The following is a 7,596-nucleotide window of genomic DNA, read 5'->3' as shown; positions in this document are numbered from 1 at the left end:
GGTCGCGCTGGAACCACGCACTGGCGCGGTTCGAGCCCTCGTCGGCGGCTTCGACTTCGACCGCAGCGAATTCAACCGCGCCATCCAGGCCAAGCGTCAGACGGGTTCGGCCTTCAAGCCCCTCGTGTTTGCCGCCGCCCTCTCCCGTGGTCAAACGCTGGCCGACACGTTGCTTGACGAGCCGACGGTCTTTCTGGATCGGGGTGCGTCCGCGCCGTACCAGCCGGAGAACTACACCAACAAGTACTACGAGACCCTCACGCTACGTGCAGCGATGGAGGCCTCCGCCAATATCGCGACCGTCAAACTGCTCAATTCGATCGGTTCCGACGCCGTGATCGATACCGCGCGTGCGCTGGGGATCACCAGCGACTTGCAGCCGTTCCCGTCTCTTGCGCTAGGGGCGTTCGAGATCAGCCTGATGGAACTGACCGCCGCGTACGGCGCGTTCGCCAACCAGGGAGTGTTGGTCGAGCCCCACCTGATCGCAGAGGTCCGTGATCGCCAGGGCGCAACGGTTCACCGCGTCGAGCCCCGGGTGCATGACGCGGTCACGCCGCAGACGGCGTTCATGATGAATCGGGTCCTCGAAGGCGTGATCAGTGACGGCACCGGTCGTGCAGCCTCGCGGCTGGGTCTGCCGCTGGCCGGTAAGACGGGGACCACCGATAACAATACCGACGCGTGGTTCGTGGGTTACACCCCGGAGCTGGCGGTCGGTGTCTGGGTAGGCTTTGACGAGCCTCGCTCGCTTGGCAGCAAGGAGACGGGCGCCCAGGCGGCCCTGCCCATCTGGCAGGCGTTCATCGAGCAGGCGTACGCCGATGGGACCGACGAGGCGTTCGCCCTTCCCGGCGGAATCGTCCAGGTGGCCATCGATCGGCACACGGGTCTGCGGGCCAGCGCAGAGGCCGGCTGCGACACGATCATTAACGAGGTCTTCACGGAGGGCACCGAACCGACGGGTTACTGCAGTCGTGCCCAACACGACCTGCTGGCCCTGCCCTACCCGTTCCAGCGTTACTCGCTGACGGAGAGCGGTGCGCTTCGAATACCGGCCGCAGATCTGGCCAAGATCCTCGACCACGAACCCAATGTCTTCCTGATCCCCGATGTCGAGGAGCTCGAGGCCCACACGGCCGACGGCGTTATCCGCATCCGGATCGAGCGAAACTTCGCCGGCGAAGAGCCTCCGGAATTGTCCCGTCGTCTGATCCAACGTTACGATCCCGAAACCTGGGTCGGGCGAGACGGGCGGCAGGCACACATCGTCTGGCTCAGGTGAGCGTCGGCCCCCAGTGACGCTCGCGTCGCCCGACGCGGCCATGAAGCGTCCAACTCGTCGAATCGTACTTCCACGCGCGCAGCTCTTCGACCCGCTGAAGTTCTTGCGGTCGCAGCGTATCCTTCCGTAGCCGAACTCCGAAATGCACCTCGAACGCCTCGATCAGCGCCAGGTCAAGATCGTCCGCCGAAGCCGCGGGATTCAACTCACGGATACCCACACAACCTTCGATGGGATCCGAGCGACCCACCGCTGCCGCCAGCCGCTGTCGATCGAAACTAAGCGGAATCGAGCCGTGTTGAAGGAACGCGCGACGACGCCGGACCTGAGCCACTCCGATCAGCTTCTTCTCTTCCGCAACGATCTCGTGATGCGTCCGTCCCTCGAAGCAGACCGGGCTGACCGCTGCACGCGGGTTGACGTTCTGTCCCGCACCCCCATCCTCGGCCTGGATGCCCAATCGCACCATGGCACCCTTCAACGCGATCGCCAACCGGCGGTACGTCGCCACCACGCCGTCATCGAACGGCGGACACTCCAGGGAACCCGCCACCGAGAAGGTCCGCTCATCGTCGTGGAGTACCGAGAGGCCGCCGGTGGGACGACGAACAAGGTCGATCCCGTGCTCCTTCAGGTAGTCGATATCGTAGCCTTCGCCGGGAGGCTGGTTGCGACCGAGGGTGAGCGTCGGAGGACTCCAGCCGTATAACCGAACCGTGGCAGTTCCGGCGCGGCCCGCCTCGTCCGCCTGCTCGAGAAGCATCTCGTCGACCGCCATGTTGTGCGGTCCGTCATCGGCTGAGTCGACGAGTACCCGCCACTCCAGCGGCCTGCCGTCAGATTTCCTCGTGCCCGGCATCGCGCATTGGCTCCGCGGAGGCGCGTCGCCCCGGTCGGAACGACGAGGATCGAAGTCCATGTTTCCGCAGCAGGCGCTGCAACGCGGATCGCAGCATTCCGGCTTTCTCGGCTGCGGCCGTCACATTTCCGTTGTATGCCCGCATCAGCGACGTCAGGTACGAGCGCTCGAACCGTGAAACGACATCGTGCTTGGCGTCCCGGAACGAGGCCGTCACGCTCCCCGACGGGGAGACCGGTTCGGCCAGGGAATTCCGGATTCGCTCCGGTAGGTCACGCAAGCGGACAACACCGTCGGTCGCGAGAATCGCTGCGTGCTCGATACAGGCCCGCAACTCCCGAACGTTTCCGGGCCACTCATACCGACCGAGCGCATCGAGGGCGTCGCCCGAAACTCGAAGCGCTTCGAGTCGATTGATCTCCACGATCTCTCGCAGGAAGAAGTCCACGAGTCGTGGGATATCCTCGGATCGTTTCCGAAGAGTCGGCACGTGCGCATGCGCCGTGGCCAACCGGCGTGTCGCCGATTCAAGGACCCGACCCTCGGCCACCAACCGCTCCGGCGTCTCTCGGGTCACGACACAGACGCGACAGCGAGCGCCATGACTGGAGGTGGCATCGTGGAACCATCCACGTTCCCAACCCTCGACGATCCGAGTCTGAGCCTCGTCATCCAGGTCCTCGAGCCCACGAACCATCAGGAGCCCCCCGGCGATCCGTCGGCGCAGCTCGGCGACGTCGGCAGAGTCAGAGTCCGGCGGGAGATCGGCAAGGCTGCCTGCGTCGACTCGAACGAGCGCGCCGTCCGACCACGACGAACACTCCTGGAGCGTACGGATGAGATGGAGCTTCCCGACGCCCGTTTCTCCGGAGACCCAGACCGGCAGCTCGCCCCCGGCAAGGTCGCCAATCTGCGTGCGCAGCCTCTCGCTGGCCGAGGAAACGCCGACCAACCCGCGAAGCCCGAGACCGGATGCCAGACGTTCACGAACGACCCGTTCACGACGGGCAAGCTCCAGACGATCGACCAGGCGTCGGGTCAGAAGGCTGAGCGCCGCCGAATCCGTCGAGGCGCGATCCCACCACTCGGTCCCATCGACGGGGACCTCGGCCATCACGGCGACGTGGATCGGGAAAGACTCGGGGTTCAGCTTGGCGGAATCGACCAACCGTGGATCCGCGAAGACGACGTCGAACCTCTCGCGTCGAACGATCGCATCGGCCGCGTCGACGTGGGAGGCGGAGTGACACTGGATTCCCTGGTCTTCCAGTGCCTGGCGAAGACGCTCACGCACAGCGGAGTCCGGCTCGACGACCAGTGCGCGAATCCCCTCCATGGGACGCCCCCTACCCCCATGCCGGCCCTCATGGCAGGCGATCGAGAGTCGAGTATACCCGCGAACGATCCGCGAAAGAAATCCAATAATTACTTAATAATTCAAGACGGCTGACGAGATTCCAGCTGCTCCACCCGGACACGCACATCACGGAAACCGGCATCGCCGTCGAGAACCGTGCGGAACTCTCCGAGGGCGCCCTCCTCATCTCCGCTGGCGAGGAGGAGCTCCGCCAGATCGTAACGCAGCTCGTAAACCTTGCTGGCGTCGTCGGCATCGCACTCGAGGGCCTTACGAAACCAGTCGATCGCCGCCGCGGCGTCCTCGCGGGTGCGATGGGAGACCGCGAGCATGACACAGGAGTCACGATAGAGATCCGTGTCCCCCTTCGAGATCTCGAACTCCCGTACCGCCTCATCCAGGAGCCCCATCTCCATGTAGCCGATGCCCAGGTCGTAGTGCGTCCGATAATCATCGGGGCCCAGCTCGTTGTCGACCTGCTCGCGGAATGCCGCGAAGACCGACTCAAGGCTCTGCTCCGATTCCGGCTTGGCAGCCGGCTCGTTGGCCTCGCCACCGAACATCTCGTCCTCGAGAGCCGCCGTGATGGCGCTAAGGTCGTCGTCGGCGTCGTCCGAGAGCGTGACGACCGATTCGGCGGGCGTGCTGGGCGTCGGGGTCGCTTCGTGCTCCGGCTCCTCGTCGTCGGCATCGAACTCGATCAGGACATCTTCTTCTTCGACGGTCGCCTCCGGCTCAGGGACCGCCTCCTGCACGACGACCGGGATCGGGGCATCGGCTGGCTCGACGACGGGATCGACGGCAGGCTCCGCGGCCGACGCTGCCGGAACGGGCGCCGGACTCTCGGTGCTGCCCTTCACAAGCCCCAGACGACGGAGCAAGGCTTCGCTGGACTCGGGGAGGGTTCCCGAGACGACGGCCTCGGTCGCCGCCTGCATCGCTTCGCCCTGGCTCCCGGCCGCTCGCCGAGCTAACGCCACCCCAACGAGGGCCATCGACAGGTCCGCCTCGCCACTGCCTTCGTTCCGCAACAGCGCCAGAAGCCGTTCCTGGGCGTCGACGCTACCGGGGAAGCGGGTCGTAATCTCTCGGATCTGGTCGATCGCCTTATCGACCAATCCGTACTTTTCGAGAATCTCGGCCTGGGTCAGGCGACCCGCGACAAACTCCTCGTCGGCCCTGTTCAGCGGAATCGCAGGCGCTTCGGCATCCTCGGGAAGACCGGAGGAAGAGAGAGCCGTCGCCCCACCGGGGACGCCATCCGCCGCTGAGCCCGCCGCCGCGGAAGCTTGCGGAAGGAGCGTGGACGACGGTGCCAGCTTCTTTAGTTCGTCCTCGTATGTCGATGCATCCTCGCTACGAACACGCATCGCTCGGATCATTCCCTCGAGAGCCCCAACCAACCGTTCCGGCACGTTCCCCGCGTCACGCGCATAGCGCAGGCGTCGTTCCAGTGCCGGCAGATGACCGGAGGGCTCCAACGAGACAAGGACATCCATCTGATCGAGCACGCGAACCGCGTCGATCGCGGCCCACCGATCGAACGCGTCGCCCACTCGGCTCCACAGCGAATCGAGCCCGGCGTTACGGTCGCGGTCGCGGTGGGCATCAAAGATCTTCTTCAATGTGTCGATGGGGACGTGACCGGCCTTGGGGTGTTGGAGGAGCCGGTCGAACGCGTCGTGATTTGCAGCCGCATCGTGCAGGACGAGCAGCTCGCCCAGAACCGTCGGATCACCATGGGCTTTGAGTCCGGTTTCGAGGAACTCGAGGCTCTCGTCTTCCTTACCGGACCGTGCGAGACAACGGGCAACACCGATCAACGCACCAGGATTGTCGGGGACCAGATCCATCGCGCGACGATAGGCGGCCTCGCTCTCGCCCAACTCCTCCCGCCGGATGAGGCTTTCACCCAGACGACAGAGTTCTTCCGAGGCGCTCTCTGAGTCACCCTCGGCCGCACGGGTCTCGGCGAGATGAGCGCGATGCGAGGAGTTCTCAGGCTCCGCCTGAACGAGCCGCTCGTAGATCTCTCGTGCATCGTTGTGACGACCGGCCGCGACGTGAATCTCGGCTGCGCGAAGAAGATAACTTCGGGCCTCGCCTGGGAGTTTTTGAGCCAGATAGACCTGGCCGAGCCGCGTCAGCGCGTCGGTGCGGTCCGCCTCCAGGCGGAGCACCTTCTTATAGATGGCGACGGCCTTCGGGAAGAACCCCTGGTTGGCGAACTGATCGGCGATCTTCGAGTAGTACTCGATGGCCTCCGCACGCTGCCCCGCCTTCGCAAGCATGTCCCCCATTCGATTGAGGGTGATGGGGTCTCCGGGCGTACTTGCAGCGAGCTTCTCGAGTTGAGACAGCGCTTCCTGCACCTTGCCTTGCTTGAGCAGCCGCTCAGCGGTCTGCAATGCCTTATGCCGATCCAGTGGATCGCCCTCCTCCAGACCCGGCCCGGTGCCCTTGCGACTAGCGCGTTCGACGTTCCCGGATACGGGCTTTCTTGCCACTCAGCTCACGTAAGTAGAAAAGCTTTGCGCGACGCACCCGCCCGAGACGCACGACTTCGATCTTGTCGACGTTGGGGGAATGAATCGGGAAAACTCTCTCTACACCAACCCCGCCCGAAATCTTGCGAACGGTGAACGTCGATCGAAGACCGATACCACCCTGTCGTGCGATGACATCACCTTCGAACACCTGGATCCGTGACTTGTCGCCTTCGACAACACGCACGTGAACCTTCACCCGATCTCCGGCTCGGAAATCCGGAACGCTCTGCTTGAGGCCTTCCGCCTCGATGCCCTGAATCACGTTCATCTCTCTACCCTCTCGCCCATGCCGAACAACCGTGACCTAATCGTCCTTGCGGCCGAGCAGATCGGGACGCTTACTCCTCGTGGCATCGTGGGCCGCCTGGCCGCGCCACGCCGAGATCGCTTTGTGGTTCCCCGACATCAGCACCTCCGGCACCGCCATTCCGCGGTATTCCGAAGGCCGTGTGTAATATGGGGAGTCGAGGTGCCCATCTGCAAACGAGTCCGCTTCGGCAGCCTCTCCCCGGCCCAAAGTCCCCTTAACAAACCTAGAAACGGCATCCATCACGACCATCGCCGGCAACTCACCACCGGTCAGGACGTAATCGCCAATACTCAATTCCTCGTCGGCCAGCCCCTCACGGACCCGTTCATCGATCCCCTCGTAGCGACCGCACAAGAGGACCACCCTATCGTATCCGGCCAATCTTGTCCCGACCCCGTGGGACAGGGGCGTTCCCTGCGGCGAGAGTAGCACCTTGAGCGATCGGTCGGCGGGATACTGTCCCTCGATCCAGTCGACCGCCTCGAAGAACGGCTCCGGACGCAGAATCATCCCGCCGCCTCCGCCGTAGGGGGTGTCATCGACGATCCGATGACGCCCGATACCCCATCGCCTCAGATCGTGGATCCGAACGGTCACTACACCGTCGCGAATCCCCCGGCCCAACACGCCATCCCGGAGAGGCCCCTGAAAGATCCCGGGAAGCGCGGTGACGACGTCGAACTGCATCAGCCCCTCGGTCCCGGATTGTTCAATTCCAGCAGGCCATCGGGAAGCCGGACATCCATCACCCGATCGGCCTCCCGAACCTGAAGGACGATCTCGTCGACAAACGGCACCAACACCTCGCCGCCGGTCTCGGTCTCGACCTGCAAGAGATCGTGGGCCGCTCCAGGCTGAACATCGACGACGCGGCCCACGGGTCCCGAGGCCTCATCGATCACCCGCATCCCTACAAGATCGGCGCGGTAGTGTTGATCCGCGGGAAGCCCCGGCGCGGCATCACGGGCGACGGCGACATGAAATCCACGCAGCTGTGCCGCCTGATCCGCATCGTCGATCCCCTCGAATTTGAGGACCAACCGGTCGCGGTAACTTCGGGAAGCGGCAACGACGTACGTGCGTGTTTCGTTGCCACGAGAGAGCTCGACGGTCTCCACGTCGACCCAATGCTCGGCGTCGCCGGCGGCGACGCGGACCGTTACCTCGCCCCCATTGCCGCGGTGCCCTTGCACACGCCCCACCGGCAACGGTGCCTTCACGATCAGGACTCGATAA

Annotated in this window: 7 protein-coding genes; 1 reads left to right on the top strand and 6 read right to left on the bottom strand. The window is 64.4% G+C overall.

Annotated features, from left to right (window positions below; translation table 11 throughout):
- A partial coding sequence (locus tag OES25_17100) for a penicillin-binding transpeptidase domain-containing protein (protein MDH3629355.1) occupies window positions 1-1,285 on the top strand: 1,285 nt, incomplete at its 5' end.
- Here the strand turns inward: OES25_17100 and OES25_17095 are convergent.
- The 6 genes from OES25_17095 to rimM all read right to left on the bottom strand — a co-directional run.
- Entirely contained in the window at window positions 1,278-2,144 is an 867-nt protein-coding gene (locus OES25_17095) for a lipoate--protein ligase family protein (protein ID MDH3629354.1), read from the bottom strand. The genes OES25_17100 and OES25_17095 overlap by 8 nt on opposite strands.
- On the bottom strand, window positions 2,122-3,480 hold the full coding sequence (locus OES25_17090) for a sigma 54-interacting transcriptional regulator (GenBank protein ID MDH3629353.1): 1,359 nt from the start codon (window positions 3,478-3,480) through the stop codon (window positions 2,122-2,124). Before OES25_17090 ends, OES25_17095 begins: the two co-directional genes overlap by 23 nt.
- Before the next feature lie 101 nt (window positions 3,481-3,581).
- Window positions 3,582-6,008 (bottom strand): tetratricopeptide repeat protein, encoded by a 2,427-nt coding sequence (locus OES25_17085; protein MDH3629352.1) that lies wholly within the window; start codon window positions 6,006-6,008, stop codon window positions 3,582-3,584.
- Entirely contained in the window at window positions 5,968-6,318 is a 351-nt protein-coding gene (gene rplS, locus OES25_17080) for a 50S ribosomal protein L19 (protein MDH3629351.1), read from the bottom strand. Before rplS ends, OES25_17085 begins: the two co-directional genes overlap by 41 nt.
- 36 nt (window positions 6,319-6,354) lie before the next feature.
- The gene (gene trmD / locus OES25_17075; protein ID MDH3629350.1) at window positions 6,355-7,047 is read right to left on the bottom strand and encodes a tRNA (guanosine(37)-N1)-methyltransferase TrmD; all 693 of its coding nucleotides are present in this window, start codon (window positions 7,045-7,047) and stop codon (window positions 6,355-6,357) included.
- A partial coding sequence (rimM, locus tag OES25_17070; protein MDH3629349.1) for a ribosome maturation factor RimM occupies window positions 7,047-7,596 on the bottom strand: 550 nt, incomplete at its 5' end. The genes rimM and trmD, both read right to left, overlap by 1 nt.

Source organism: Acidobacteriota bacterium (assembly GCA_029861955.1).
Taxonomy (GTDB): Bacteria; Acidobacteriota; Polarisedimenticolia; order Polarisedimenticolales; family Polarisedimenticolaceae; genus JAOTYK01.
The sequence above is the reverse complement of the archived record's forward strand: the minus strand, read 5'-3'. Positions and strand labels throughout refer to the sequence as shown.

What these genes read in the sequence shown, in the direction of transcription:
- OES25_17095 (MDH3629354.1), bottom strand. Translation starts at nt 2,144, where the DNA reads ATGCCGGGCACGAGGAAATCTGACGGCAGGCCGCTGGAGTGGCGGGTA.
- OES25_17090 (MDH3629353.1), bottom strand. Translation starts at nt 3,480, where the DNA reads ATGGAGGGGATTCGCGCACTGGTCGTCGAGCCGGACTCCGCTGTGCGT.
- rplS (MDH3629351.1), bottom strand. Translation starts at nt 6,318, where the DNA reads ATGAACGTGATTCAGGGCATCGAGGCGGAAGGCCTCAAGCAGAGCGTT.
- trmD (MDH3629350.1), bottom strand. Translation starts at nt 7,047, where the DNA reads ATGCAGTTCGACGTCGTCACCGCGCTTCCCGGGATCTTTCAGGGGCCT.